This window comes from Enterococcus sp. DIV1639a, assembly GCF_050530445.1.
Taxonomy (GTDB): domain Bacteria; phylum Bacillota; class Bacilli; order Lactobacillales; family Enterococcaceae; genus Enterococcus_B; species Enterococcus_B hirae.
On sequence record NZ_CP172886.1, the window covers coordinates 2,713,711 to 2,740,142 of the forward strand.

Annotated in this window: 23 protein-coding genes and 1 riboswitch; of the genes, 2 read left to right on the plus strand and 21 right to left on the minus strand. The window is 37.1% G+C overall.

Features of this window, described 5'->3' with window-relative positions:
- Positions 1–8: 8 nt before the first annotated feature.
- From rsmB to IGJ32_RS12555, 10 genes are all read right to left on the minus strand, one after another.
- On the minus strand, positions 9–1,367 hold the full coding sequence (gene rsmB, locus IGJ32_RS12510; protein ID WP_010720597.1) for a 16S rRNA (cytosine(967)-C(5))-methyltransferase RsmB: 1,359 nt from the start codon (positions 1,365–1,367) through the stop codon (positions 9–11).
- Positions 1,367–2,308, minus strand: a complete 942-nt coding sequence (gene fmt, locus IGJ32_RS12515; protein ID WP_034700030.1) for a methionyl-tRNA formyltransferase — start codon at positions 2,306–2,308, stop codon at positions 1,367–1,369. Before fmt ends, rsmB begins: the two co-directional genes overlap by 1 nt.
- Positions 2,301–2,792: a peptide deformylase gene (gene def / locus IGJ32_RS12520; protein WP_010720599.1), complete on the minus strand. Its 492-nt coding sequence runs from the start codon at positions 2,790–2,792 to the stop codon at positions 2,301–2,303. The genes fmt and def overlap by 8 nt, the downstream gene beginning before the upstream one ends.
- A gap of 13 nt (positions 2,793–2,805) precedes the next feature.
- Positions 2,806–5,214, minus strand: a complete 2,409-nt coding sequence (priA, locus tag IGJ32_RS12525; protein WP_342081959.1) for a primosomal protein N' — start codon at positions 5,212–5,214, stop codon at positions 2,806–2,808.
- Between the two features lie 245 nt (positions 5,215–5,459).
- Positions 5,460–5,765 (minus strand): DNA-directed RNA polymerase subunit omega, encoded by a 306-nt coding sequence (gene rpoZ, locus IGJ32_RS12530; protein ID WP_010720601.1) that lies wholly within the window; start codon positions 5,763–5,765, stop codon positions 5,460–5,462.
- Positions 5,766–5,769: 4 nt separating this feature from the next.
- Complete coding sequence (gmk, locus tag IGJ32_RS12535; RefSeq protein ID WP_010720602.1) at positions 5,770–6,384, minus strand: guanylate kinase; 615 nt, start codon at positions 6,382–6,384, stop codon at positions 5,770–5,772.
- A 303-nt stretch (positions 6,385–6,687) separates the two neighbouring features.
- A complete protein-coding gene (locus IGJ32_RS12540; RefSeq protein ID WP_010720603.1) occupies positions 6,688–6,972 on the minus strand; it encodes a hypothetical protein in 285 nt (94 codons plus the stop codon).
- Positions 6,973–6,988: 16 nt separating this feature from the next.
- On the minus strand, positions 6,989–7,879 hold the full coding sequence (locus IGJ32_RS12545) for a YicC/YloC family endoribonuclease (RefSeq protein WP_063627638.1): 891 nt from the start codon (positions 7,877–7,879) through the stop codon (positions 6,989–6,991).
- An 18-nt stretch (positions 7,880–7,897) separates the two neighbouring features.
- On the minus strand, positions 7,898–8,116 hold the full coding sequence (locus tag IGJ32_RS12550) for a YdbC family protein (RefSeq protein ID WP_010720605.1): 219 nt from the start codon (positions 8,114–8,116) through the stop codon (positions 7,898–7,900).
- Entirely contained in the window at positions 8,086–9,801 is a 1,716-nt protein-coding gene (locus IGJ32_RS12555) for a patatin-like phospholipase family protein (protein ID WP_096708657.1), read from the minus strand. Before IGJ32_RS12555 ends, IGJ32_RS12550 begins: the two co-directional genes overlap by 31 nt.
- A gap of 261 nt (positions 9,802–10,062) precedes the next feature.
- On the opposite strand from IGJ32_RS12555, the gene IGJ32_RS12560 reads away from it, so the two are divergent.
- Positions 10,063–10,839: a hypothetical protein gene (locus IGJ32_RS12560; protein ID WP_010720607.1), complete on the plus strand. Its 777-nt coding sequence runs from the start codon at positions 10,063–10,065 to the stop codon at positions 10,837–10,839.
- A 76-nt stretch (positions 10,840–10,915) separates the two neighbouring features.
- On the opposite strand, the gene thiT is transcribed toward IGJ32_RS12560, so the two are convergent.
- The 9 genes from thiT to mprF form a co-directional block, all read right to left on the minus strand.
- Complete coding sequence (thiT, locus tag IGJ32_RS12565) at positions 10,916–11,476, minus strand: energy-coupled thiamine transporter ThiT (protein WP_010720608.1); 561 nt, start codon at positions 11,474–11,476, stop codon at positions 10,916–10,918.
- 84 nt (positions 11,477–11,560) lie between these two features.
- Positions 11,561–11,662: riboswitch (TPP riboswitch) on the minus strand.
- A gap of 17 nt (positions 11,663–11,679) precedes the next feature.
- Positions 11,680–12,648, minus strand: coding sequence for a ribose-phosphate diphosphokinase (locus tag IGJ32_RS12570; protein ID WP_010737274.1), 969 nt, complete (start codon positions 12,646–12,648; stop codon positions 11,680–11,682).
- 93 nt (positions 12,649–12,741) lie between these two features.
- On the minus strand, positions 12,742–14,115 hold the full coding sequence (glmU, locus tag IGJ32_RS12575) for a bifunctional UDP-N-acetylglucosamine diphosphorylase/glucosamine-1-phosphate N-acetyltransferase GlmU (RefSeq protein WP_010737273.1): 1,374 nt from the start codon (positions 14,113–14,115) through the stop codon (positions 12,742–12,744).
- Between the two features lie 366 nt (positions 14,116–14,481).
- Entirely contained in the window at positions 14,482–15,300 is an 819-nt protein-coding gene (gene purR / locus IGJ32_RS12580) for a pur operon repressor (protein ID WP_010720611.1), read from the minus strand.
- A 165-nt stretch (positions 15,301–15,465) separates the two neighbouring features.
- Positions 15,466–16,290, minus strand: coding sequence for a metal ABC transporter permease (locus IGJ32_RS12585; RefSeq protein ID WP_010720612.1), 825 nt, complete (start codon positions 16,288–16,290; stop codon positions 15,466–15,468).
- On the minus strand, positions 16,263–16,943 hold the full coding sequence (locus IGJ32_RS12590; protein WP_010737272.1) for a metal ABC transporter ATP-binding protein: 681 nt from the start codon (positions 16,941–16,943) through the stop codon (positions 16,263–16,265). The genes IGJ32_RS12585 and IGJ32_RS12590 overlap by 28 nt, the downstream gene beginning before the upstream one ends.
- Positions 16,944–16,960: 17 nt before the next feature.
- Entirely contained in the window at positions 16,961–17,911 is a 951-nt protein-coding gene (locus IGJ32_RS12595; RefSeq protein WP_010720614.1) for a metal ABC transporter substrate-binding protein, read from the minus strand.
- Between the two features lie 324 nt (positions 17,912–18,235).
- A complete protein-coding gene (gene ispE, locus IGJ32_RS12600; protein ID WP_014834412.1) occupies positions 18,236–19,084 on the minus strand; it encodes a 4-(cytidine 5'-diphospho)-2-C-methyl-D-erythritol kinase in 849 nt (282 codons plus the stop codon).
- Positions 19,085–19,325: 241 nt separating this feature from the next.
- Positions 19,326–21,839 (minus strand): bifunctional lysylphosphatidylglycerol flippase/synthetase MprF, encoded by a 2,514-nt coding sequence (gene mprF, locus IGJ32_RS12605; protein WP_373169219.1) that lies wholly within the window; start codon positions 21,837–21,839, stop codon positions 19,326–19,328.
- Positions 21,840–22,073: 234 nt separating this feature from the next.
- On the opposite strand from mprF, the gene proC reads away from it, so the two are divergent.
- Positions 22,074–22,880 carry a pyrroline-5-carboxylate reductase gene (gene proC, locus IGJ32_RS12610; protein ID WP_010720617.1) on the plus strand — a complete coding sequence of 269 codons (807 nt, stop codon included), beginning with the start codon at positions 22,074–22,076 and terminating at the stop codon, positions 22,878–22,880.
- A 153-nt stretch (positions 22,881–23,033) separates the two neighbouring features.
- On the opposite strand, the gene IGJ32_RS12615 is transcribed toward proC, so the two are convergent.
- Together IGJ32_RS12615 and lanM are read right to left on the minus strand one after the other, a co-directional pair.
- Entirely contained in the window at positions 23,034–23,195 is a 162-nt protein-coding gene (locus tag IGJ32_RS12615; protein WP_010720618.1) for a hypothetical protein, read from the minus strand.
- Between the two features lie 124 nt (positions 23,196–23,319).
- Positions 23,320–26,223 carry a type 2 lanthipeptide synthetase LanM gene (lanM, locus tag IGJ32_RS12620; protein WP_161298821.1) on the minus strand — a complete coding sequence of 968 codons (2,904 nt, stop codon included), beginning with the start codon at positions 26,221–26,223 and terminating at the stop codon, positions 23,320–23,322.
- Between the last annotated feature and the right edge of the window lie 209 nt (positions 26,224–26,432).

Here is a 26,432-nt window from a genome sequence, read left to right on the forward strand (position 1 = left end):
TCACCTCATTACTTTTTACGCAAACAACAAATGAAAAACCCATCTGTATAGAACTGATGTGGGTATAAAGTCAACATTTTATCTTCGATTGATGATTGTAGCACAGGATCAACTAAAACATCAATCCTTTCAAAATCAGTATGTCGCTGTAAAAATGTTTCAATGACTTCTTGGTTTTCCTCTTTAAGAATCGTACAAGTACTATAAGTTAATATTCCAGAAGATTTTAACACAGATGCACAACTTTCCAAAATCGCCAATTGGATCGCTGGTAAATTAGCTAACTCGCTGGCATTTTTCTTATAACGAATATCCGGTTTTCTTCTCAATAGTCCTAATCCTGAGCATGGGGCATCAACTAAGATGCGATCAAATGTTTCAGCTGAAAATTCCTCTTTCACTTCACGTGCATCCATTTTTTGTGCATAAACAGTTGTAAAAACACCTAAGCGTTCCGCATTTTCTTCGATGAGTTTTACTTTATGTTCATGAACATCCAGTGCTGTAACTTCGCCACCACATGTTGGATCTAAAAACGTGGCAATATGCGTTGTTTTTCCTCCTGGTGCCGCACAAGCATCTAAAACATGATGTTCTGGCTCGATTTGCATAGCGGGTGCGACCAGCATCGAACTTTCATCTTGGATCGTCATGACCCCGTCATGGAATAAGGAACTAGATGCTAAATGTCCTTTTTCAGCAATTACCCCATAAGGACTAAGTTTACTTGCTGTCGCTGAAATTTCTTCTGCTTGGAGTGTCTCGATTGCTTGTTCTCTAGGGTATTTTCTGATATCTACTCGACCACTGACGTGACTTGGCTGGTAGAGGGAAAGTCCTAATTTTTCCGTTTCTTCATAACCGATTTGATCAGTCAATCGCTTGGTTAACCAGATCGGTAAACTGATTTTTACGGATAAGCGTTCAATCGGATCACTGATTTGTTCAACATCCGGTTTACCTTGTCGTTGATAATTTCTTAAAACACCATTTACAAATTTCCCAGTACCAGGATTTCCCTTGATCTTAGCAATTTCGACCGCTTCATTTAAAATCGCATGAGCTGGAACTTTATCTAGAAATTCCAACTGATAAACTGACAAATAAAGTAATGTTTTAACCCAATCATCCACTTTTTTTGCTTTTGCTATCAATGGAGCGACATAAAATTCCAGTAAAAGTTGACGACTGATCGTTCCATAGACCAATTCAGTAAACAAGCCAACATCTTTTTGATTTAAATCCCCTTGATTGATCATTTCGTTCAATAATAAATTAGAATAAGCACCGCCCTTGTTTACTCTTTCAAGGGTGATCAGTGCCATATAACGAACAGATTTTTTCATTTTTTTTGGTATTTTTGCCATTATTTCACCTGCTGCCCAATCATTACCTGTTGTCCACTACCATTCAAAAACTCATTGACTGCTTGTTTTCCTTTACCTGCTGGCTGTAGTTCTTTGATTGCCAACACCGTTTGTTTACCACAAGCAATCCACAGATTTTTCTTATCTTTTTTGATGATGGTTCCTGGCTCCGCCGTAGTTTTCTCAGCTAACGCTTCTACATTTAAAAGTTTCCAACGGGTTTGTTCGTATGTCGTAAATGCAATCGGCCATGGTCGCATCCCACGGACTTGGTTGTCGATCTCTTCTGCTGTCTTGTTCCAATCAATTGCTTCTTGCTCCCGTGTGATATTTGGCGAAAAAGTTACCTTTGATTCATCTTGTGGACGTGGACTCAAATTTCCATTCAAAATATCAGGTAATGTTTTAAGTAATAGTTGTTTCCCTAATGCACTTAACTTTTCAAACATGGTTCCCACATCGTCTTGTTTAGTGATTGGTAAACTTTCTTGAGCATAAATGCCCCCTGCATCCATCTTTTTGATCATTTCCATGATCGTTACACCGGTTTCTTTTTCCCCGTTGATAATCGAGTAATGAACTGGCGCCCCTCCTCGATATTTTGGCAATAAAGATGCATGTACATTTATAGCTCCGTGAACAGGTGCCTGTAATAATTTTTCTGGTAAAAATTGACCAAATGCAGCTGTGATAATCACATCTGGTTGTAGGGCAATGATTTTTTCCATTTCTTCTGAACCAGAGATTTTTTCAGGTTGTAAAACCAATAAACCGTGTTTCACGGCTGCTTCTTTTACTGGGGTAGGGGTGATGATTTTTTTACGTCCCACAGGGCGATCAGGTTGTGTCACGACTGCGACTACTTCATACCCTTCTTCTAATAAGCCTTCAAGGATCGGTACTGAAAAAGCTGGCGTTCCCATAAATACTAATTTAGTCATCAAGATGTTCCTCCATATACTCTTCTAATTCGGCTTCTGGAATTTGCTCGATCATTTTTTCAACGAATAATATACCATCTAAATGGTCGATCTCATGCTGAAAGGCACGAGCTAAGTAACCAAAGGCTACTACTTCGATTTCTTCGCCTTCACGATCATAATAGCGAACCGTTACTTCGTCAAACCGTTTGACGGTCCCATAAACATGAGGGATGCTTAAGCAACCTTCTACATCAATGCTTTCTCCCTTTGCATCAATAATTTCTGGATTGATTAATTCAAACTTTTCACCTTCATCTACTTCTACGATTGCAACTCGCTTGTTTTGACCAACTTGTGGAGCGGCAATGCCAATACCATCGTTAGCAACCATCGTTTCATATAGGTTATCTAGTAAAGTAATTGTTTCATCTGTGATCACATCGATTGGTTGTGCGACACGTTTCAATTTATCATTGGGGTGGATCAATATAGGATAGCGCATGTAAATTCCCTTCTTAAATAAAGTGTAATGGTTCATTATCAATCGCGACAAATAATCCTTGTCGTTGTTCTTTTTGGCTCTGGTCTAAAATATTTTTTAAGATATTCGCTAAATTAGGCTCATGTTTATATTTAATGATCAACTGGTAATAGTACCGATTTTTTACCCGATTCACTGTACTAGGGGTCGGTCCTAATAACAAGCTTTGATTTCCTAACACTTGCCGTAACTGATTCGCAACCTCAAAAATCTTCTTAGCAGCAACTTGTTCTTCCTCATGGCTGGTCGTGATTTTGACAGTAAAATAATAAGGTGGGTATCCACTACGATGTCGGACGGCCATTTCTTGTTGATAGAATCGCTCATAATTTTGTTCTTTTGCTAATTCAATTGCATAATGTTGCGGATTAAAGGTTTGGATAATCACTTCGCCTGCTTTTTCGGCTCGGCCTGCCCTTCCCGAAACTTGCGTAAGCAATTGGAACGTATGCTCGCTTGAACGAAAATCAGGCAAGTTAAGGGAAGTATCAGCATTCAAAACGCCGACCAACGTCACATCAGGAAAATCCAACCCTTTGGCAATCATTTGGGTCCCCAGTAAGATATTCGCCTTTTTTTGACCGAATTGTTGCAAGATACGTTCATGCGCACCTTTCTTTCTGGTCGTATCAACATCCATACGTAAAACACCAGCTTCTGGGAAAAGGGTCTTTAATTCTTCTTCGACTTTTTGGGTCCCTGTTCCATAGTAACGAATTTTATTCCCTCCACAGTTAGGACAACGGTGTGGGATTGGTTCTTCATGTCCACAGTAATGACAACGCATGGAGTGGGTGTCCATATGAAGGGTCAGAGAAATATCACAATTGGGACAAGGTAAAACAAAACCACAATCCCGACACATCACAAAGGAAGAATATCCTCGCCGATTTAGTAACAGCACAATCTGTTCTTTTTTCGCCAAACGGTCTTGGATTTTTGCTTGTAACTGTTTGGAAAATGTGGACGTATTATGTTGTTGCAATTCTTGTCGCATGTCAACAACTTCAATTGTTGGAAGTTGAGCAGACAAGTTGGCTCTTTGACTCAAATGGAGTAATTCATACAGCCCTTTTTGTGCTCGAGCACGTGATTCAAGAGATGGTGTCGCACTTCCTAGTACTACTGGACAATGATGATAATTTCCACGCCAAATCGCTAGATCTCTGGCATGATAACGTGGCGTTTCATCTTGTTTATAGCTTGATTCATGTTCTTCATCAATGATGATCAATCCGATATTTTCTAAAGGGGCAAAAATTGCCGAGCGGGCGCCAACAACAACCTGGGCTTCATTTCTTTCGATTTTACGCCACTCATCGTATTTTTCTCCCTGAGATAGCCCGCTATGTAAGACAGCTACCGCCTCTCCAAAACGCCCTTTAAAACGCTCTACCATTTGTGGTGTCAAAGCAATTTCAGGAACAAGCATAATCGCTGTTCTATTTTGAGCTAATACCTCAGCAATGGCCTGTAGATAAACTTCTGTTTTTCCACTTCCAGTAATTCCTTCTAATAAAAAAGTGTGACTCTTCTCTTGTTGCCCTGCTTCAACGATACGTTCTACTGCATGTTGTTGTTCTTTATTTAGCTGGAATGCTTGTGTTTGTTCAAACGTGCGATTTTTATAAGGATCACGATAACTTTCTACTTCTTCAAAAGTTAACCAGCCTTTGTCTTTTCCTTGATTCAAAGTTGCCGTGCTGATACCTTTTTCTTTGTAATAACTAATTGGTTCAGCCTTTTTTTGCTCAGATAAGCAAAGCAGAAGTTCTTTTTGTTTCTTCGCATTCGCTCTTAACTTTCCCCACTCTTCCTCAAGCTGGACACTATTCAAATTTGAGCGGATCAAACGAATCGTTTTGACTTTGTTCTTAGTGTGTACTTCATATCTGATATCTACTAACTTGTCCTGACGCCAACGGATCAATTGGGATAAAATGCCCTCTTCTTGCGCTTCTTTCCAGGAGATTTCTGTTCGTCCTTTAAAGAATGCCTGGACGTCCGCCGCTTCACTTACAGGATAGATTTGTTTGTCATAGGATGCTTTCATGACAGCAGGAAGCATCGTTTGTAAGCAAGTGATCTTAAACGCATAAGTGATCGTCTTCATATAATCAGCCAATTGAAGTAGTTCTTGATTAACCACAGGTGCTAAATCTAATACTTGGACAATCGCTTTTAAATTTTTTTGTTCGATGCTATCTTGTACTCGCAAACCTACAACGAACCCTTGAACATGACGGTTGCCGTTACCAAAAGGAACTTCTACCCGCATCCCGACTTGAATCGCCGTTTCTACTTCAGAAGGAACCAGATAGGTGAAAGGCTGATCGGTTTGCATAGTGGGTACATCGACGATAACATCAGCTGTGATTGGCATGGTTTCCTTCCTCCTTTAGTTACTCTATCAAATAGACAAAATCGTTCTTGCCTATTTTACTAGAGATTGCTTGGTTTGTCTTATTTTCTGATGAATCCTTACAAAAAATTAACGGCGCAGCAGCATTCCGCAGAAAAGTCATTCTTATATGCTAAAACGTGATCCTAAAAAGAAGCCGAAATTCCACAAAAATTTGAGAATACAAATTTCGGAAATTTCGGCTTATCCAAAGAATCTAGCACTTTTTATTGGTTTTGCTCTTCACGGATACGTGACTCTAACTCTTGTTGTTCACGATCTTTTTTGGCTTTACGCTCTTCATCTTCCATTCTCAAGCGTTCCCGTTTTAATTCAGGATGAGGATCATTGATCACATTTCCTGCTTCGATTTCTTCTAATGCCTGTCCAACACTTTTTACTGATTCAAATGAATCCATCGTAGGTTGTGCTTTTGCATCTAGCTCGTGTGCACGTTTGCTTGCTAAGATAACTAGAGAATATTTTGAATTTACGCGATCTAACAATGAGTCGATTGAAGGTTTTAACATCATAAGACTACATCTCCTTTAACATTTTGATATATTTGCCGATCACACGGTCGACACGAAAGTGTTCACTGGCAATGATATTTTTGATTCGTTCTACCGCCAGGGGTACCTGGTCATTGACTACGGCATAATCATATAGTGCCATCATTTCAATTTCTTCTTTGGCAACTTTCATTCGTTCTTCGATTACTTCATCTGCATCTGTCCCACGGCCAACGATTCTTGATTTTAATTCGGCTAAATCGGGAGGAGTTAGGAAGATAAATACGCCATCTGGTACTTTTTCTTTGACTTGTTGAGCACCTTGGACTTCGATTTCTAAAAATACATCTTTTCCTTCGTCCAATGTTTTATTGACATAAGACAAAGGTGTTCCATAATAATTCCCTACATATTCAGCATATTCCAGCATTTCTCCGGCTTCGATCATTGCTTCGAATTCTTCTTTGCTTCTAAAGTAGTAATCGACTCCTTCGACTTCTCCTTCACGCATCTTACGAGTAGTCATTGAAATCGAATATTGGAAATCATTATCCTCACTCTCAAAAATTGCTTTTCGCACTGTGCCTTTTCCTACACCTGATGGTCCAGACAACACGATTAATAATCCACGCTCTGACATGACGACGTCCTTTCAACTAGTCTTTTTATACTAACGTTTATTTTGCACTTTTTTTCGACAACTTTCAAGGGCATCTTTGATTATAGCAAAAAAAAGCGTCTTTGACTGGCAAAACCTTTGCTTTTCACTCGGGCTTTTGATGATAGTGATTAACTATCAAGTTCATCCTTCATTCAAAAGTTCAAAAAAAGGTCCCTCTCACCTTACAGGTTCTAACTGAGCAGCATTCTTTTTCAAAAAAATAGTGAGAAGCGCAACATATGGTTGCAGCTCTTCTCACTAACATGCCGATTACCGTCGTTTTTAAAAACCCATGTTTGACAAGGTATTGACAACACCCATGATCTCATCTTTTCGAGAGAGTGCTTTTTCAGTTGGGTCTTTCACTTCTTCTGCATCGATTCTCACAATAAATTGACGATTCATCGTCACATAAGTCCCATCGTTAACTAACAATTGGATTTCTTTCTCCGTCACTTGCGCACAGGCATCCTGCCAAGCTTCAAATCCTGCTTTTTCAGAAGGAACATTTCTTTTGATGACCGTTTTCCCACTTAATTCATGAAACGTGATATCATAATAGTTCATTTTTTTCGTCTCCTTGCTATTCAATATTTTGGATCTGTTCTCGGATTTTTTCTAAAATCGTTTTTAACTGGATCACTTGGTTTTTGATTTCAATCGCACTTGATTTTGAACCAATCGTATTGATTTCTCGATTCATTTCTTGGATCAAAAAGTCAAGTTCTCTGCCAACTGGCTGTTTTACTTGAAGTAATTCATCCAATTTGCCGATATGGATCACTAAGCGATCCAATTCTTCATGAATATCTCCTCGCTCTAATAAAATAGCGAGTTCAGTCAGCAACCTTTGTTGATCGACCGTTGCTCCCAAGTAATCTTCTAGTTTCTTTTGATATTTTTCCTGATACTCTTGTTCGTATAACTCAACAAATTGTTGTAAGTCATTTAATACTTGTTTCAGTTCATCACTGTTTTTCTGAATGATCGCCTCTAAGGCTGTCCCTTCTTTTTGGCGACTTTTTTCAATTTCAGCTAGTGCTTCATGGACCGTTTCTAAAACCAAGGCTGTCAGTTCATCCATATTGTTTTCATTTTTTTCTTCAATCACGACAAAAGATTCATTCGTTGTCAAAGTTTCTAATAGACGTCCAATCTGTAATTGCTGTTTCTCTCCATAACGTTGGGTTATTCCTTCAGTTAAGTTCGTCATCAGCTCGTCAATCAAATTCCAATCGACAAAAACTTGTTTTTGATTTTGTCCCAAATATGTCAGATTGATAAAAACTTCGACTCGACCTCGACTTAAATGTTGTTTCATCAATTGGCGAATATCATTTTCGAGATAATTTAACAATTTAGGACTACGTATTTGCATATCTAAAAAGCGTTGATTGACACTTTTGATCTCAACTTCTATTTGATACTCTGCGGTTTCACGGGTGGCTTTACCAAAACCAGTCATACTTTTCATTCAACAGGGTCCTTTCTGTTACATATTTTCGATAGCTTTTTGTAATGCCTCAAATTCTTCATTGGTTAGAGTAAGCCCTTTACCCATTTTCTCATGTTCGGGCGCCCAGTCACGAAGATCGAATTTAGGTGGGCGGCCATTCCAGCTGACTAGGTTCAGCTCTTTTCGCCATCCTTTATTATTTTCGGATAAAACAGCGATCTCTTCTATGATTTCATAGGAAAATTCTTGTGCCATGGTTGTTCCTCCTTTAGATAAAGTAAATATAAATTCAATAGGGTGTCAAATAACTGCGTATGAAGCTTAGATTGAAGTTGCTCGTTCTTTTTTTGTTTAACTAAATGAGCAATTTCATTGATTTGTTCCTGTTCATTCTTTTGCTTTTTTTGGTATTTTTGGACTCTGCGCCACTCATTACTATTTAATTGTCCGACCTCTCGAATCATTTGATCGAAAAATGAACTTGATTCTTTTTGAATGATCTGTTCGATCAATTCATCTACATCATAAACTTTATTCGGTAAAACGAGCTTTTTTTTGGCTAATAGTTCAAGCATCGCCACCCCGCATGTTTCAATTACTACCCTGTCTTTATATATATTACGCAGAGTTTGCCAAAATTTTGGTTGTTGAACAAAAGTTGTTTCTAGCTGAAGATCATTCACTAGATAGCTTAAAAATTTACGCCAATATTGTTCTGCAAGTTTCGTTGAATAGAACGTATACCAATTCCCCTCAAAATCACCTAACTTTTTTTTCATTTCCAGATAGCCTAATTGGAGATTGAATTGGTTTCTCTGCCGATCAAAAATCAAGAAGGTTCCCAATGACCAATTAGAGCGGCAGAGCCATGGAACAGTCTCTTCTGGTATCGTAATCTTCTTAGTCACTCCGGGACCGTCCACATCTACTATTAAGCACTCCGTTGCCCCTTCTTTAATTGCTACATCCACAGGCAAATTATTTCGATAACCACCATCAATATATTTTTGTCCAGCAATGTTTCGATAACTCATAGCGGGATAAAACGAGGCCGAAGCTAGGATCCAATCAGCAATTTCATTGCTTGCCAATTGCTGGATCGGTGTCACCACTTCTTTAAAATCAGGAAGTCGAGTCGAAACGGTAAATAAACGAGGACTTTTCATTTTTAAAATCTTCTCAGCATCTAATTTACTTTTGAGTAACTTTTCCAAAGGGGTGATTGAGGCTCCCCCCTTGATAATTGCTGCTCTCGTCATTTGCCGTGTTTCTTGGATAAACCTTTTCCGTAGATCTTCTGATAATGCAGTTTCTGGTAGCTGTAATACTTGATTCGTTGCGAGGGATTGCCATAAAGAAAGAGCTTGCGATAAATCATCTTGCAAGATCAATACACCGTTTAACGCACCAACTGAAGTTCCCGTAATTACTTCAAAATGAATCTGATGTTCTTTTAACGTTTGCCAAACACCGATTTGATAGGCACCATGAGCGCCACCGCCACCTAATACTAAACCAATATGATAGGTCAGTTTTTTTTGCCAGATTGTCTGAGCCAACTGATTGTCTTGCGTATAACCATGATGAGATAGGAGTGTCTGCCAATATGTCGACAGTGGTTCAATCCATTGAAAAGAACAATATTTTTTGAAATAAAAACGGGAACACCACTCTATCTCTTTAAAAAAAAGCGTCCAACCAGGCATGTCACCAACCACTAGCACATTTTTAATCAGCCATTGTTCACTGGTTCGTTCGGCAATAAAATAAAGGGTATGTTTGTTACCGATCATCCGCCAAGCTTGCCTTTTCTTTGTTGCCAACCAAAAGGCATCACGGCTTTCCTGATGGGTAGCATAAAAGGGTAGCAATTGTTTGGCTCGTTGAAGTGTAGAGTAGAGGACTGTTTTTTCTGAACCGTACACTTGTTGAATCAGCATAATCTTCTCCTTTTTTATTATAACAAGACAAATATATTCTTTTAAAGTATACTATTTTTTTGAGAAATACTAAAATGAATACATTGTTCTTGTAAAAGCTATAACAAAATCCATTCCATCCATTTATACAAAAACAATGAAAATGTCCATGTTTATCACAAAAAAAGTGATTTTGTAATGGAATTTTAAAATAAAAGAAACAAGCTTTTTTTTAATAAATGTTGTAAAATGAAAGTGATAATGAGTGAGAGGAGGAGCATGATGTCTGAGTCAGTTTATGTACATATTGATACTACTAGCAATGCGGTTGTGACTAAGGGGCTGACTATTAGTGATTTTTCAAACAACATCGTGCATTTCCCACAAAATTTATTGTTATTAGATCCTTCAGAAAATGCTGGTGAATACGAATCCCATACTGGGTTGAAAGTGATTCGTGGAACAGAAAATATCCAACGCTTTTTCTCTTCTGCACGTAATCGTAATCATTCGAGTGATTTAAAATGGATCGATTTTAACGACTTAACGATGCTGAAAGAATTAACGCCATTAGAAATTTCAGAATTGTTATATTTTGGACACATGAAGACCCATCTTCACTCCCCATTTTTTTATAAATTACAAAATAATTTCGTCTACTTCGATCTTAACGATCAATTAGAACGAATCTATTACCGCTATTTAGATGAATTTTATCGGATCTTTGCCAATAAACTAAGTATCATCTTGTCAAAAAAAATCAATGAGAAAAAATCGTTTTTCAAACGAGATATTCCGGTCGAAAAAATTAGTGTGGAATTACTGAAGAATATGCGTAATTTGATGCAAGAAGGAATCATTTTTTCTTTTGAACAAGGTGGATTGATCGATAACGATTATCATATCCCGATCTATGTCATTGAAGATTATATTTGGAAGCTAAAAGGAACAAGATACCTTGATGAAGAAGCAATTGGCACCTTAGTTTATCATGCAGAAGAAAAACGCTGGGAGCTTGTAGGAGAAGCTGCGGAACTCAACTATACTCCTTTAAGCTGATGCTTGGATGTTCCATTATTTTATACTTATCAAAAAAGAGCCTAGACACTTTTATAGTGACTGAGGCTCTTTTCGTTTATTTTTTCCCGATGAACAAAGCTGGAACTGTTCGACCGATCCCAAGCAAAACAACCATTGTAACAATTCCTGTAGCCAAGGCACTTGCACCATTCATGACTAAAGAAAAGAGCCATGGATTCATTCCCCACAAAGCATAACTTCCCCAAAAAACGACGCCTGCGACAAAATGCCAGAAATATCTAGCACCAACACCAACTAAAGTTCCTAATATAATAGTGGTTGTCATCCCTTTTTTATTGCCCATCGTTAGACTGTTTTGCAGCCTTTTAGCGAACACTCCTGCAAATCCTGCAAAGGTAAAAGCAATCGGATACTCGATCAATACTTGAATGACACTGAGATAATACACTTGTCCTGTTGGAAAATGTAAAATCCCCCAAATAAATCCTGATAAAATCCCTGCCTTCCAGCCTCTTCTTAACGCAAACAATGTCAGTGGAATCTGTCCTAATGAAATCTCAAAGCTACTACCTATTTGAAGAGGGATAAAGGATAACACCATCGCTAGTGCAGCTACAAGTGTCCCCTCAATCCATACTTTATATTTTTTCTCCATAAAAAAACTTCCTCCGTTCATTTGAAATCACAAAGGAGGAAGTAAATACAACATACTTCTACAACTAACGTTACATGACTAACGTCAATTGATCGTCACAATTCCTACGCTCGCATAACCGATACAGGTACGAAGGGTTTAGAAAAACTTCAATCTCAGCCTCATAAGGCTCCCCTTTGTGATACTATTCAATTTTTTAATTCTTATTTTTTTGTTTCAAACAATGGACTAACAGGTTTGTTTTCGTGGATACGTTTAATTGCATCACCCATCAAACCACCGACACTTACTTCATCGATTTTTTCGATCTTACGGTCATCTGGCAGATAGATCGAATCTGTTACAACTAAGCGTTCAATCGCAGAATCTTCAATACGCTGTAAAGCTGGTCCAGATAATACTGGATGTGTACATGATGCGTAGACACTTACTGCGCCTGCTTCTTTTAGTGCATTAGCCGCTAAGGTAATCGTCCCTGCTGTATCGATCATATCATCAATCAATACACAAGTTTTTCCTTCTACTTGCCCAATAATATTCATTACTTCTGCTACGTTTGCTTTTGGACGGCGTTTATCAATGATCGCAATTGGTGCTTTTAAAAATTCAGCCAATTTACGCGCACGAGTTACACCACCATGGTCAGGTGATACAACTACTACATCGTCCCCTTTAATCCCTTTTTCTAAGAAATAATTTGCAATCAATGGTGCACCCATCAAGTGATCAACAGGAATATCAAAGAATCCTTGGATTTGGACAGCATGCAAATCAAGCGTCAACATTCTAGTTGCTCCAGCTTTTTGAATCATGTTCGCCACAAGTTTTGCAGTGATTGGTTCTCTGGCACGAGCTTTACGATCTTGACGTGCATATCCATAGTAAGGCATTACTACGTTAATCGTTTTTGCACTGGCACGTTTCAAGGCATCAATCATGATCAGCAATTCCATTAAATTATCATTTACAGGACTACTCGTTGACTGAATAACATAAACATGTGATCCGCGAATACTTTCTTCAATATTCACTTGGATTTCTCCATCACTAAATTGAGTAACCGATGATTTACCCAATTCGACACCGACAGCTGCAGCAATTTTTTCTGCTAACGGGCGATTTGAATTTAACGCAAAAATTTTTAATCTTGGGTCAAAGTAATGTTTTGACATGGGGACCTCCACTTTCTTTTTCACAACTCTAGAATTCTACCTATTAAATACTAGTCATATTTTCTGAATAAATCAAGGGGTTTTACAAAAGTCTTAGTTTAAATAAGGGAGTTTTTTAGCATACTCTTCTTTATTGACCTGTCTTGCACGGGCAATTGCCATAGCATATTCAGGGATATCTTCTGTGATTGTTGACCCTGCAGCTACTGATGTATTTTTAGCAATTTCCACTGGGGCAATGATATTTGCATTAGAACCGATAAAACTATGATCCCCAATTGTTGTGCGGTGCTTGTTTTTCCCATCGTAATTCACAAAGACCACGCCACAACCAACATTGATTTCTTCACCTAATGTGGCATCACCGACATAAGTCAAATGACCAACTTTGGTATTTTTACCAATTTCAGCATTTTTGACTTCCACAAAATTACCAATATGGACACCTTCACCAATTTCTGCTTTTGGTCGTAAATGAGCAAATGGTCCCACGTCCGCATGACTTTTCACAAGACTTTTTTCGATCACAGAATGTTCAACTACCACATGATCTTCAATCACACTATCTACGATTCGAGAATGGGCACCGATCACGCAATCTGATCCAATGACGGTTTTACCTTGAAGTTGGACGCCTGCTTCGATCACTGTATCAGAACCAATCTCTACCCCGGCATCAATATAAGTCGTTGCTGGATCAACAAAACTTACACCATTGACCATATGCATTTTGTTGATTCTTTGGCGCATCAATTCATTAGCTTTAGCTAATGCAATACGATCATTGACTCCCATTGATTCATCAAAGTCTTCTGTCTGATAAGCTGCTACTGTTTTTCCAGCATCTTTGAGGATTTCAATGATATCGGTTAAGTAGTACTCCCCTTGTGCATTGTCTGTTCCTACTTTGTTCAATGCTTCAAACAGAGCTTGATTGTCAAAACAATAAGTTCCTGTATTGATTTCTTGGACCAATGCTTCTTCTGGTGTAGTATCTTTTTGCTCAACGATTTTTTCAACGATCCCAATATGGTCACGAATGATACGACCATATCCAGTTGGATCTTCGGCTTGTGCGGTTAGAATCGTGGCACTCGCATTTTTTCCTTGGTGATACTCAAATAAATTGTTCAATGTTTCAGTGGTTAAAAGCGGTGTGTCGCCACTGATCACCAGTGTCGTGCCTTCTTTCCCTTGTAAAAAAGATGCGGCTTGTAATACTGCATGACCTGTACCAAGTTGTTCTGCTTGCAGAGCGTATTCACTACGTTCACCTAACTGTGCCTTTACTTGCTCAGCGCCATGCCCGACGATCGTGATGATTTGATCTGGGTTGGTTTCACTTACTCGATTGATAATATGTTCCACCATCGGCTGTCCTGAAACTGGATGTAAAACTTTATATAATTTTGACTTCATGCGAGTTCCTTTTCCCGCTGCCAAAATGATTGCATAACGTGCGTCCAACTGCGTCACTCCTAATTGTATTTGATGGTTTTAAGTTTAGCCCACTCTACTCAATTTTTCAACCAAGCAGACTATATTTGTAACTAGACCATTTTTATCTTGGGGGTTTTAGTCAATCAACAATAGTGAGAGAAAAATAGGGTTATATGAAAAAGGAGAACGAATTTCTCTCATCTGACAGATAACAGCTGGATATCTGATTTGTTGTTGCTGATTGCTGTAGTGTTTCTATCGAAAATAAGCCAAAGAATTCCCAAAATAGGTGAAACTATTTTCGGATTCTCCGGCTTATTTCTCAGAGCTGGACACTTCTGACACAATCTCTTCCAGCTATTATTGATCGGCAAATAGATAAATTTTCAATCTCTAATCTTTGAAATAATTTCCTGGTACAACTGTAATGTTTTTGGTCTTCGTGTCGACATCTTTCACGTATAGTAATGAAGTATAATCGTCAATTGCACGATGACCATTAAATTTGGATTCTGCAAAAACGGTGATTCCTACAAGTTCAGATTCAAACTCTTCGATCAAGCTCTTCATTCCATTGACTGTGCCGCCGCCTTTCATAAAATCATCAACGACTAGGACACGAGAACCCCGTTTAAGACTTCTTTTTGACAATTCCATCTTTTCGATTCGTTCAGAAGAACCAGAAACATAATTCACACTAACTGTCGATCCTTCTGTGATCTTTGAATCACGGCGTACGATAACAAACGGTGCATTTAAATAATAGGACACAGCTTGCGCGATCGGCACGCCTTTCGTAGCAACTGTCATCACTGCATCGATTTTTTCACCTAAATACTTAGAAGCAATGATTTTTCCAACTTGGCGTAATAATTCGGGCTCACCTAGTAAATCGGATAGATAAACATAACCTCCAGGCAACAAACGATCTTGTTCAGACAATCGTTCAGCTAACGACTCAATGTATTTTTTGGCTTCTTCGTAAGAAATCTCTGGTATAAATAAAACCCCACCAGCGGCACCTGGAATTGTTTCTAGGGTACCATACCCTCGTTCCTTAAATGTTTTTTTGATAATTGCCAAGTCTTCACTGATCGAAGATTTAGCAGATTCATAACGTTCGGCAAAACTTGTCAATGAAATTAATTCGTGAGGATGATCTAATAAATACTGAGTCATATCAACAAGACGTTCACTGCGACGTACTTTCACATATTTCAGCTCCTTTTAAGAAATTATATCGTTTTACATTATATAAGTTTTCATTTAAAAATTCGAGCATTTTGTAAGAAAATAAGTTAAATAGTTCGGTATTTATCTAAATATAAGAAAAAGCAATGAAAATTTTTCGTTTTCATCGCTTTTCTTTTTGATTTTTTATTTATTTTTTCGCTTAATGGAAACAAGCACCCGCTTGAACAAATTGACCACAAGAAACAACACGATAAAGACTAGTGTGATCGTCGCACCCGGTGGCGTATCTAGATAAAAGGAACTTGTTAGTCCCGATAACATGCCGATAAAGCCAACACCGATACTAATGGCAATCACCACATTGAAACTTTTGCCTAAGCGCATACCGATCGCTGCAGGCAGGACCATAATTGCTGAAATCAATAATGCCCCGGCAATTGGGATCATGACAGCAATCGCAACACCCGTGATCACGTTGAACAGCATTGACATACGGTGAACAGGCAGACCATCAACATGGGCGGTATCTTCATCAAAAGTCAGCACGTACATTGGTCGCTTGAACAAAAAGAATAAGAAACCAATAATAACAAATAATACACCCAAAAAGATAACTTGATCCCAAGTAATCGTCACAATCGAGCCAAAGAGGTACGATTGGATACTTGTGGCTGAGTTTCCACCACTAAGATTCATCAAAACTAATGCTAGCGCCAGTCCGCCAGCCATTAAGATCGCAATTGAAATTTCTGAGTAAGTACGATAAATCGTACGTAAATATTCTAAAATCACCGCAGCTAATATTACTACGAACATCGTAGTCAACGTTGGATTGATATTCAAAAAGAAACCCAATGCCACCCCTGCCAGCGAAACGTGTGACAGTGTATCTGCCATCAATGATTGTCTTCGGATCACTAAAAAGACACCTAACATTGGAGCAATCCCCGCAATAAAAATGGCTGCTAAAAAAGCTCGTCTCATGAATTCATATGAAAGCAACGCCATGGAGAATCCTCCTTTCTTACCAAACGAATTTGTCGATCTGCATATTGCTTGATATCCTCATGATCATGAGTAATCATCAAAATTGCCTTGCCATGTTCATGGGCACTATGACGCAATAGTCGATAAAATTCATTACGAGATTCTTCATCCATTCCCGTTGTCGGTTCATCCAATATAAATAAATCTGGGTCAGTCGCAAAAATACGGGCTAAGCTAATCCGTTGTTTCTGTCCACCGGATAATTCTCCGATCCGTCGATGACGCATCTCCCACATTCCAACAGATTCTAAAGCTCGTTTAACATGCTGATGATCTTTTTCAGAAAGTCGTTTGAACCAACGTCCTCTCGGATAGCGACCGGAACGAACCAATTCTAAGACTGTACTTGGAAAGCCAGCATTAAAAGATGCCACTTGTTGGGGAATGTAACCAATACTTAATTTTTGTCCTTCTTGATTTTTGGGGGCGATTTTCACTGTTCCCTTAGAAGGTTTTAACAAGCCTAAGGAAGCTTTGATCAATGTTGATTTTGCTGCACCGTTTTCTCCTGTTAGAATAACGAACTCTCCTGCATCAACGTGATAAGACACATCTTCTAATACAGGTTCTTCATCATAATAAAAAGTCAAATCGGATATTTCGATATAATGCACGCGAAATACCTCCGTTCTTAATTAATACTTTCTTTTAACGCTTTTAAGTTCTCTTCCATTACCGAAATATAATTTTCGCCGGCTTTGATTTGTTCACTTGTCAAACTCTCTAATGGATTCAATACTTCTAATTTAACACCCGTTTCTTTCGACAATGTTTCCGCCACTTTGGATGATGCATTTTCTTCAAAGTAAATCACTTTAATCTTATTTTTGTTCACAAAATCTTTTAGTTCAGCTAAGCGGCTTGGTGTGGGTTCTTGATCAGGCGTTACCCCTGCAATCGCTTGTTGGTGTAAATCATACTGATTCGCTAAATACGCAAATGCGGCATGTTGCGTCACAAACGTGCGGTTTTTGGCATCTTTGAGTGCATCCGTATATTTTTGGTTCAGGTTTTCTAATTTTTTGATATAAGCATCCGCATTTTTATCAAAAGTTGCCTTTTTATCAGGATACTTTTTCCCAAGCTCTGAAGCAATTGTTTTGACCTCTTTGATTGCTAACACAGGATCTAACCAAATATGTGGATCATACTCATGCGAATGACTTTCAGAAGAAGCTTCTTCATGTTCATGATCATGGTCATGGTCTTCTTCTGCTGATTTCAGACGATCAATTCCTTTAGCTGCTTCAATCATCAATGTTTTATTCGTATCGACAGAATCTTTCAATGAGTCAACAAAAAATTCCATATCTGGACTATTATAAACAAACACATCCGCATCAGCGATTTCTGCTTGTTGTTTTGCACTAGGTTCAAAATCATGCGGTTCAGTCCCAGACGGGATCAACAACTTGACGTTTCCTTCATTTCCAACTACTTCTTTCGTAAATTCATACATCGGATAAAAGGTCGTAACAATCGTTAACTCATTTTTCTTTGAATCCTTTTGGTTCGTACCACCACAAGCCGCTAATAAAAACATCCCTACAGCTAGTGTTAAACCAATCATATATTTTTTCATAAGACTCTCCTTTCGAACAAATCGTAAAATTACGATTTATCAACGGAACTTAATGTATCAGAATAAAAAAATAGAGTCAATAGAAATCCTTCAATTTCTGATTTATACGAACAAATTCAATGTAAACCGTAAAATGAATGATAGTTTGTTCATGTTACTGAGAGCCCAACAAGCTATCTAGTCCATTTTTTCCAATTTCTAAATAGAATAAATAACGTTTAGAGTAGCTAAGCTGCAACCAACTCAAAAAAATCTCAAAACAGCTTCTTCTGTTTTGAGATTTTTTATTCTTCATCTCTTAGCAACAACTAGTTCTGGCCTATTTTACAACGTGCGTACTAAATATACTTCATCACAGAAACCTTTCAGCCCGTTATAGACTCTTTGTGCTCTTGAATAATGTTGACATAAGGCAAAGACTGTCGGTCCGCTTCCGCTCATCAAGGCGGCATCTGCCCCATACTTTAACATGCGTTCTTTGATTTGATGGATAATTGGATGACGTTTACCGGTAACATCTTCTAAACTATTTCCCATGTATTGAATCATCGTATGGTAATCTTGTTGCTGGATTGCCTCCACTAGTCTAGGAATGTTCTGATGCTGGATTTTTTGCGCATCTACTTCTTTGAAGACGGTCCTAGTCGAAACACTCATTTTAGGTTTAACCAAGATTACCCAACACTGAGGCATTGAAGGGAGAACTTGGACCACTTCTCCTTTGCCGCCAACAAACGCAGTATTACCATAAACACAATAAGGCACATCCGTACCAACTTCCAAACCAATCTCAGCTAATTCTTCCAGAGAACAACCGAGATTCCATAGTTGATTGATCCCTCTCAGTGCAGCTGCACAATCTGTGCTGCCCCCACCCAGTCCAGCTGCAACTGGAATATTTTTTTTCACAAATATTTTTACGCCTTTTTTGATATGATACTTATTCTTAAGCAATGTTGCTGCTTGATAAACGTTATTTCGTTGATCTACTGGCAAAAATGCCTTATTCGTTTCTACGATGATTCGATCCTCAGGTATCTCTTCAAAGAATAAGTGATCTGCTAAATCTACACTCGACATTACCATTTCCAGCTCGTGATACTCATCGGGACGCTTGTACAAGACATCTAATCCCAAATTGATCTTAGCTGGTGCTTTTTCTATCAGTTCCATCCTCTCACCCATTCAAAAAGTCTAAGTCGCAAGTATTCTATCACAGAGAAAAATAAAAGTATAGCTCATACGAGTGACGTGTTTACGATCTTAGCGGTTTTCTCAGACCTTTTCTGTCTACAGATAAAACAAACCATCCTTCGACCACATTCATTTTCTCTAGCTACCGTCAATCGCTTTTTCACGTTTTAAACTATGGGCAGCTAAAACACGTCACCAGTTATTCCTCTATTTACGCAATTTACAATTCCGTTAATACTTCTTCTGCAAAACTGATACTTTTTTCTTTTCCCTTCCCAATTAGTATAAACAACTGTAATGTGGCAAATGTAAAACTGCTTCCCTTCATGTAAGCAAAATAGCGACCTTCCCAGCGAGTGACATAGCGCAGTTTTTCTTCATAGGTCGATTGAAATGAGTAAAAGAAACTACCATAATTATAAACAATATGCATGATGCGCTCTTGAAAGAATGCAAAGTCTGTTTCCCCTACATTTGCTAACGGAGCTAAACCAAGATTTGTCTCAAGATAGCCCTTTTCTTGGTAGACAACAAATAGATTGACTAATAAATAATCGGATAGTTCAGCAGGTTCATCTGGCAATACACGTAATAGATCATAGCCTGCTTGGCTTTCAGATATTGGTTGCTCTGTAATAAATCCGACCACTTTTTGTTCTTTGCGTACCACTCCAACACCGCTGGCTAACAGATAAGATTCGTCAAAACGCCCAACAGAAAAATGCTTTTCTCTCGCACCATGTAACCACTGATCCGAAACCTCACTCACCGCAGCTAATAATTCCTCAGGTAATTGTTCGTACCAAGTGAAATGATAGCCTTCATTAGTTAGACGCTGGTACTCTAGCTGTTGATTGACCCAAGGCATTTCTTCTGTAGTCAAATCTGCCATTCCCACCTCGCCGACTTTTGTAAAATGAAAACCTAATTCATGCAACATTACCACATATTTTTCTGAGATCTTGTAAAAAGCAATTTGATACCCTAAGCAATCAGCTTTTTGCATAAATTCTGTAATAGCAGGACGAATCATTTTAGGATTGCCAATCGGGTCTCCCAAAACAAAGCATTTATTTCCTTTGATCTGGTAACCAAAGACGACTTGATCCTCTCCATTTTGTTGATAGTAATAATATTTATATCCTGGTAAACGAAGATAATGACTAGCAGATGTCCCCTGATAGACGGTCAACATCTGTTTGAATCTTTCGATTTGTAAATCTGACCCTAACTCATTCGTTTCAGAAGCAAGGTACTGATACAATGCTACTAATGCCAACAGCGAGATCCCTAGACCAATCAAGCCTGAAAACCAAACTTCATCGGATGGGAACAGGAGAAAGCGATCAGCTGTCAATCGATTTACCCAAAAACGTCCACTATGATACCCTGCAATTGCATAGACGATAAATAGAAACCCAAACAAACATAGATCAAAAAGAATGGCACCCCATGAATAAACAAATTTCTTACGGTAAAATTCTTTCCGAGCTAGCCAGACAGCCAGAAGAATCAAGATATACACTAAAATCAATTGCCAAGATAATGTTCGAGTAACTGTGTTAATGATTCCAAAAGCTAATAAAGCAATAGTTGGTAAAAAAGCCTTCTTCACTTTCATTGCTAACGCTCTTCCCAATCCAAGCAATAAGAATCCAATCAATAGATTCAACGTTTGGTCTAAAAAATTAAACGAGAAAGGTAATAAAATCTGAAACAATCGACTGATCGCAGAAAGATTCGTAATCGTAGATAGTAACACCATCATGATCCCTGCAAAATAAACGGCTGTGACCAAAATAAAATGCGCGATTTTTTGAAAGAGCAGTCGTGGTATATTGTCTAAAAAACGATTCACTTTTACTCCAGTATGTGACAGAAATAAAAATAAGCCAACCGCAAAAGGAACCACATAATAAAACAAACGGTAATAAAGTAACCAAACCACTGCAATATCTTGTCGAACAGCTAACTGACTCATACCTAAGATCATCAACACATCAAATGTCCCGACACCCCCAGGAACCATTGTCAACATACCGATTAACGTAGCGATAATAAACATTGGATAAATCGAAAATAAGGAAATATCTACATCCATCAAATAACCAATCGCTAAAAAAACGACCAATGCTCCAGTCCATTGCCCCACAGAAGCTAACAGTAACCCGACTAGACCCTTAGGATAGAATTCCGCAAATAATGTTCTTCTTTTTAAATAAGCAAAGAAAAAAATAGCCGGTGCTATCACACTACCGCCAAGTAACCAAATCCAATAACTTCTAAAAATACTAGTAGTTTGTAGAAAAAAAACATCAATGAATGTTAGAAATGACCATAATGATAAACCAGTCAACATAAATAATGCAACTTTAGAAACGGTAGCAAGTACCATTTTCCGATTTGTTTCTTTTCCATAAAAATTTGCTCTAAGACTAGCTCCAACAATTCCTCCAAAGCCCGCTAAGTTATTAATTGTATTCGTAATAAAAGCAGCTAAGAAAAAATCGTGACGCTTCATTTTAGGTTTCCCTTGATTTTCCAACACGCGAATCGTCACCCAGTCATACAACAACATTGGCAAAACACCGATCAACCCCACTAAAACCATCAAAAACAGCGTAACATAACTTTGTTGTCGCATAGTTTGCCAAATATCTTGCCAACTCATTCCATTTGCAATATTTACGACTTGATTGGCAACGAAAACTATAATAGATCCAAAAAAAATCATTTTTAAAATCAAGCTATGATTTTTCAACCACTGAAATGCCGTATGACTTTTATTTTTCACACTTTACCATCCTTACTTGAAAACTTTCAATTTATAAATCAATGTTAGCTTATTTACCTTATTTTTACCACTTATGCACTAGTTTCACCTGTTTATGTATCTATCCACACGCTTTATTCTTTGCTTGCCCTTCATTGAAAAGAAAGCTATGCTAAAACAAAAGGAGAGGATAACATGAAAATTGGATTCATTGGAACAGGTAATATGGCGCAAGCAATCATTAACGGCTTGATTGAACACGAAACAGTGGCTAAAGAAGATATTTTTGTCTCAAGTGGTCATTTCGAAAATGCACAACGTTTTGCAGAAGCAACTGGTGTAACCGCCTGTCAAACAAATCAAGAAGTCGCAAAACAAGTAGATGTCATTTTACTGGCAGTCAAACCTAAAATCATTGACCAAGTACTGAAGGATTTAAGAAAATATAGTCAGAAATGTCTCTTTATTTCAATTGCTTCAGGAAAATCATTACATGATCTGGAAAAAGCCCTAAATGACCCCGAAGCGAAAATCATTCGTGTCATGCCAAACGTAAACGTTAGTGTGGGTGCAGGTGTCTCTGCTATCTGTAAAAATCATCATGTCACATATGAGGAATTCAAAGAAGCAACACAGATCTTTGAAGCGATCGGCAGTGTCTATCCACTGGCAGAAGGCGATTTCAGTACGTTTATTGGGTTAGCCGGTAGTTCACCAGCATTTATTTATATGTTGATCGATGCCATGGGTCGTGCGGGTGTCTTTAATGGCTTACCTAAAAAAATGGCAACCGAGATCGCTGCCAAAGCTATTATGGGATCTTGTCAAAAATTCCTAGCAAGTGATGAAAACCCTTGGGAGCTAGTTGACCAGGTTTCTTCCCCTGGCGGAACAACGGTTGCGGGTGTTGTGGCTTTAGAAGAAGCTGGCTTCATTCCTGCTATTATCAAAGGGATCAATACAACGATCGAAAAAGATCGAGAAATGCTGGATAAGAAATAAAACGAATGAGTCTGAAGGAATCTTTTTACTAAAAAAAGTAGGACATTAATCAGATTTTTTCTGATTAATGTCCCAGATTCAGACTCTTCATTCTGAATTATTATTTTTCAATATTCACAATAAAACCTCTGAAACCTTTCATCCGTATATATTTTAGCAACAGCTAGATAAAGAGCCACAACCAAAACTACCACAACCAAGGCTACCCATTGTTCCGCAGATGGTATCTAGCGAAGCATTCAAACTATGTTCGTTGTTTAATACTGCTAATTCTTCAGAAACATTGCCTGCTTTCATTAATAGTCCTACTGCCATTTTCTTCACCTCCTTTCAAGTTGATCAATCATTTTTTATTGTCATCAACTGTTTGTTACACTTATCAATCTATTATTCAATCAGATCCTATCTCTTCATTCGTATTTTCGATTGAAGGATTTATCTATAAATCGAATAAAAGTATGTTTGGTATGTTAGGGTTCTCCAACGCTAACAATCCCAAAATCACTCCGGAAAGACCGGTCATCAAACCAACATCTAGAAACTCGTCTTCTAAACAACTTTCATTAATTGTTCGTTTGTCTAAGTATGCATTCCAATCATCGAGTAAGAACGCATATGACTTTATATTATGATGAATGAAGAAATGACGGTAAAGCCACATATTTCCTAAAAAGCCATGACATAAGCAACTATCTACACGTTCTTTGTTTAATTCTTCTTTTAATCGAGCAAAATATAATAGCTCCTCTGGGCTTTCTCCTTCCATAAGATATCGATGAGTAAGCATTCCTACAAGACCATTACAATAAAAAGTATTTTGCTCAATCCATTTTTCTCCTCTTGTATCAAACCACACACCGTTTTTACGATGTTGGTTTTCAAATAAGGTAACTGCGCCAATCGTTTCTTTTATTTTGGTTACCGAAAATAACTCTTCATAAATCGCTAAAGCATAAAGAATACCTGATGTTCCGTGAGAAAAACCTAAAATAAGTTTCTTTTCTACAGAGGATTCCCAATAACTTCCTTTTCCCTCTGATTCTATTAAATTATTTAATAAATTCTCCACACAAAGTCCAATTAATTTTTTTAATTCTTTATTAGGGCTCTTTTTATAAATATTACAAAAAAGTAGTAATAACCCCGCCGTACCACTCATAATATCCAGAATTTTGTCTTTTTTTATTTTTTGTCCCAGATATTGAAGGATATCTTGCTCAATTGCGATCAGTTTTGATGTTCGCAAGGATGGAGCAATCAAATTAAATAAATAGATATAACCACCTAATCCAGAAAAAACCCCTATATCATAATTTTTTTGATTAGATAAATCAAAATGATCAAGTAAATCATTCAATATTAATAGAAATCTGTTTTTGTAATCAAAATCATTTTTTGTTTTCCATAAATAATAGTAAGTGATTGCTACACCAATTTTCCCATTATACAAACTGTTATTCATTGGCTGCAGTTTTAAACGAATTTTAAAATCTTTGTCTTTTGTTAAATCTTCATAACCGGTATGAAGCCACGTCACCTGCTTATTGTGTACTATCCTTTTACTATGGATGTAAGATTCTAAAGTCTTGATCTCATCATTTTTTTCTCCAATTATAAAAAGATCTTCTAACGTAATATTTTTATCTCCAAAGCTTTTTTGCAAAATATTTAATTGGTAGTTTAAATCTTTCTCACTAAGAGAATGGATCTTTTTTTTCCATAGTGTTAAGAAATCTATACGACTGTTATTCGTAAATGTCATTTTTTTTGAAATGTTAAGTGTATTTGAGTTAAGTTTTGAAAAAACATAAGGGATATCCCCCTCTAGTATGTCCTCAATTTCATAGGTAAGAAATGGTGTAGAACCAAATCTTGCCATTTGAGAATAGACAAATAACAAGCGATCAAACGGTGCTGTCAAGAACCTAGGATGATAACTTAAAGTCGCTATTTTACTGTAAGTTGCTGTTGGTTTTATTAAATGTCGGATAGTAATATCATTTTTATAGCGCTCAACAATATCAATCAGCTCTGATTTTTTATCCAAAAATAGGTGAAATGTTTCTGTAAATCCTTGATAGATCTGTTGCTTATAGTCTAAAAAACGATAATTTTGTCCATGATACATCGGAACATTAGAATATGAATATTTAAATTCATCAGAATTTTCAGTGAATTTAATTTCTAAATCATCTTCTGAAACAATCAATTGTGGTACTGAAAAACGTTGGAATAAGTTTTCATGGCTTCCTAAAGCCGAAATATCATCTTTAAAAAATTCGTTGTACATAGGTACAATTCCAGAATTAAGAACAGAATTAGTCAAAATTTCATGTATCTTATCATTTACAGATAATGCTTCCATACGATCTAAATTGTTAAACAAGCATTCTAAATCAATGAGCATGGGTGAACCACCACTTGCAATTAGATTTTCAAGATGAATATCCGAAGCATTTAAATAGAAAAGAATTGCAATAATTGCCCCCATTTTATAATAGAAATCTTGAACTTCTTCTTCTGATTGACAAGGATCACTTACAATAAATTCTGACCAAGAATACGTTTTACGATTCAATAATTTTATTTGTGCTAGTTGTTTGTTAAAATTATTTTTATTAAATAAAGCAACGCATTCTCCAAATAATAAATCATTGTAATTACTTCGTGGTTTATAAATAATTTTATTCTTTTTACCTGTTATCACGAGTGGAAATTTTCCTGACAGATGCGGATCACCCAAAGAAAATTCAACTCCTATTTCTTGATCAAGTTGAATACTAAACAATTCGTTAATTTCCTTTGAATCATACTCTACATGTTGGATAACTTCAGAAATGTAACAGATTGTTTCTTTGATTTTTTTATCTATTAAATTGAATAAAACAGGAAATCTTTGAAACAAACCTGTGACGTATTTCTCATTAGATAAATAATTTCTAATATAACTTTTCACAGAGAGTTTTTGTAACTGTGACTTTAATAGATTAAAGTCATAAACAATCGTTCGCAAAAGAATCTCATGAATATCTTTGCAAAGGTTTTCATTAATGTTATTGCTAACATTTTTGTATTTTATTAGATTTGGGTACTTCATAAAATATTGCTCAGTTAGCTTTATTGTTACTTGTTGCGAGAATTTTTCAATTGAATCAACTTGTCTCCATTCTTTTAGTTCATTCAACATCTCTTCGTTCTGATCTTTTAGCAGTTTTTTTGAATGAACATACTGTTCCTTAAATTCATTAATATTCTGAAAATGAAAAAATTGTAAAAATTCCTCTTGCATATCTGAAGTCATAAATTCTGCTAAATTGTATTCCAACAACTCATAATTATCCATCTGCTTACCCCACCTCATCTATATTTAGATCATATAGAATCAATTACTTGTGTTTTCAAGAACAAAAACTATATCTTTCTACCCAATAAATCCTAGTAAAAAATTGTACATAAAATTGATTTCAAACTCATAGATCAATATATTACTAGTTTATACAACTTTTATCTCTCGTTAACAAAATGTACAATAATGCAACAAATTTTATTTCC

Coding starts and splice junctions, on each gene's coding strand:
- lanM (WP_161298821.1), bottom strand. CDS start 26,223: ATGGATAATTATGAGTTGTTGGAATACAATTTAGCAGAATTTATGACT.
- rsmB (WP_010720597.1), bottom strand. CDS start 1,367: ATGGCAAAAATACCAAAAAAAATGAAAAAATCTGTTCGTTATATGGCA.
- proC (WP_010720617.1), top strand. CDS start 22,074: ATGAAAATTGGATTCATTGGAACAGGTAATATGGCGCAAGCAATCATT.
- rpoZ (WP_010720601.1), bottom strand. CDS start 5,765: ATGATGTTAAAACCTTCAATCGACTCATTGTTAGATCGCGTAAATTCA.
- IGJ32_RS12540 (WP_010720603.1), bottom strand. CDS start 6,972: ATGAACTATTATGATATCACGTTTCATGAATTAAGTGGGAAAACGGTC.
- IGJ32_RS12585 (WP_010720612.1), bottom strand. CDS start 16,290: ATGGCGTTGCTTTCATATGAATTCATGAGACGAGCTTTTTTAGCAGCC.
- fmt (WP_034700030.1), bottom strand. CDS start 2,308: ATGACTAAATTAGTATTTATGGGAACGCCAGCTTTTTCAGTACCGATC.
- gmk (WP_010720602.1), bottom strand. CDS start 6,384: ATGTCAGAGCGTGGATTATTAATCGTGTTGTCTGGACCATCAGGTGTA.
- ispE (WP_014834412.1), bottom strand. CDS start 19,084: ATGGAACTGATAGAAAAAGCACCAGCTAAGATCAATTTGGGATTAGAT.
- priA (WP_342081959.1), bottom strand. CDS start 5,214: ATGCCAATCACAGCTGATGTTATCGTCGATGTACCCACTATGCAAACC.
- def (WP_010720599.1), bottom strand. CDS start 2,792: ATGCGCTATCCTATATTGATCCACCCCAATGATAAATTGAAACGTGTC.
- IGJ32_RS12550 (WP_010720605.1), bottom strand. CDS start 8,116: ATGGCACAAGAATTTTCCTATGAAATCATAGAAGAGATCGCTGTTTTA.
- thiT (WP_010720608.1), bottom strand. CDS start 11,476: ATGGAGAAAAAATATAAAGTATGGATTGAGGGGACACTTGTAGCTGCA.
- IGJ32_RS12555 (WP_096708657.1), bottom strand. CDS start 9,801: ATGCTGATTCAACAAGTGTACGGTTCAGAAAAAACAGTCCTCTACTCT.
- IGJ32_RS12545 (WP_063627638.1), bottom strand. CDS start 7,879: ATGAAAAGTATGACTGGTTTTGGTAAAGCCACCCGTGAAACCGCAGAG.
- IGJ32_RS12560 (WP_010720607.1), top strand. CDS start 10,063: ATGTCTGAGTCAGTTTATGTACATATTGATACTACTAGCAATGCGGTT.
- IGJ32_RS12615 (WP_010720618.1), bottom strand. CDS start 23,195: ATGGCAGTAGGACTATTAATGAAAGCAGGCAATGTTTCTGAAGAATTA.
- IGJ32_RS12595 (WP_010720614.1), bottom strand. CDS start 17,911: ATGAAAAAATATATGATTGGTTTAACACTAGCTGTAGGGATGTTTTTA.
- mprF (WP_373169219.1), bottom strand. CDS start 21,839: ATGATTTTTTTTGGATCTATTATAGTTTTCGTTGCCAATCAAGTCGTA.
- IGJ32_RS12570 (WP_010737274.1), bottom strand. CDS start 12,648: ATGTCAAAACATTACTTTGACCCAAGATTAAAAATTTTTGCGTTAAAT.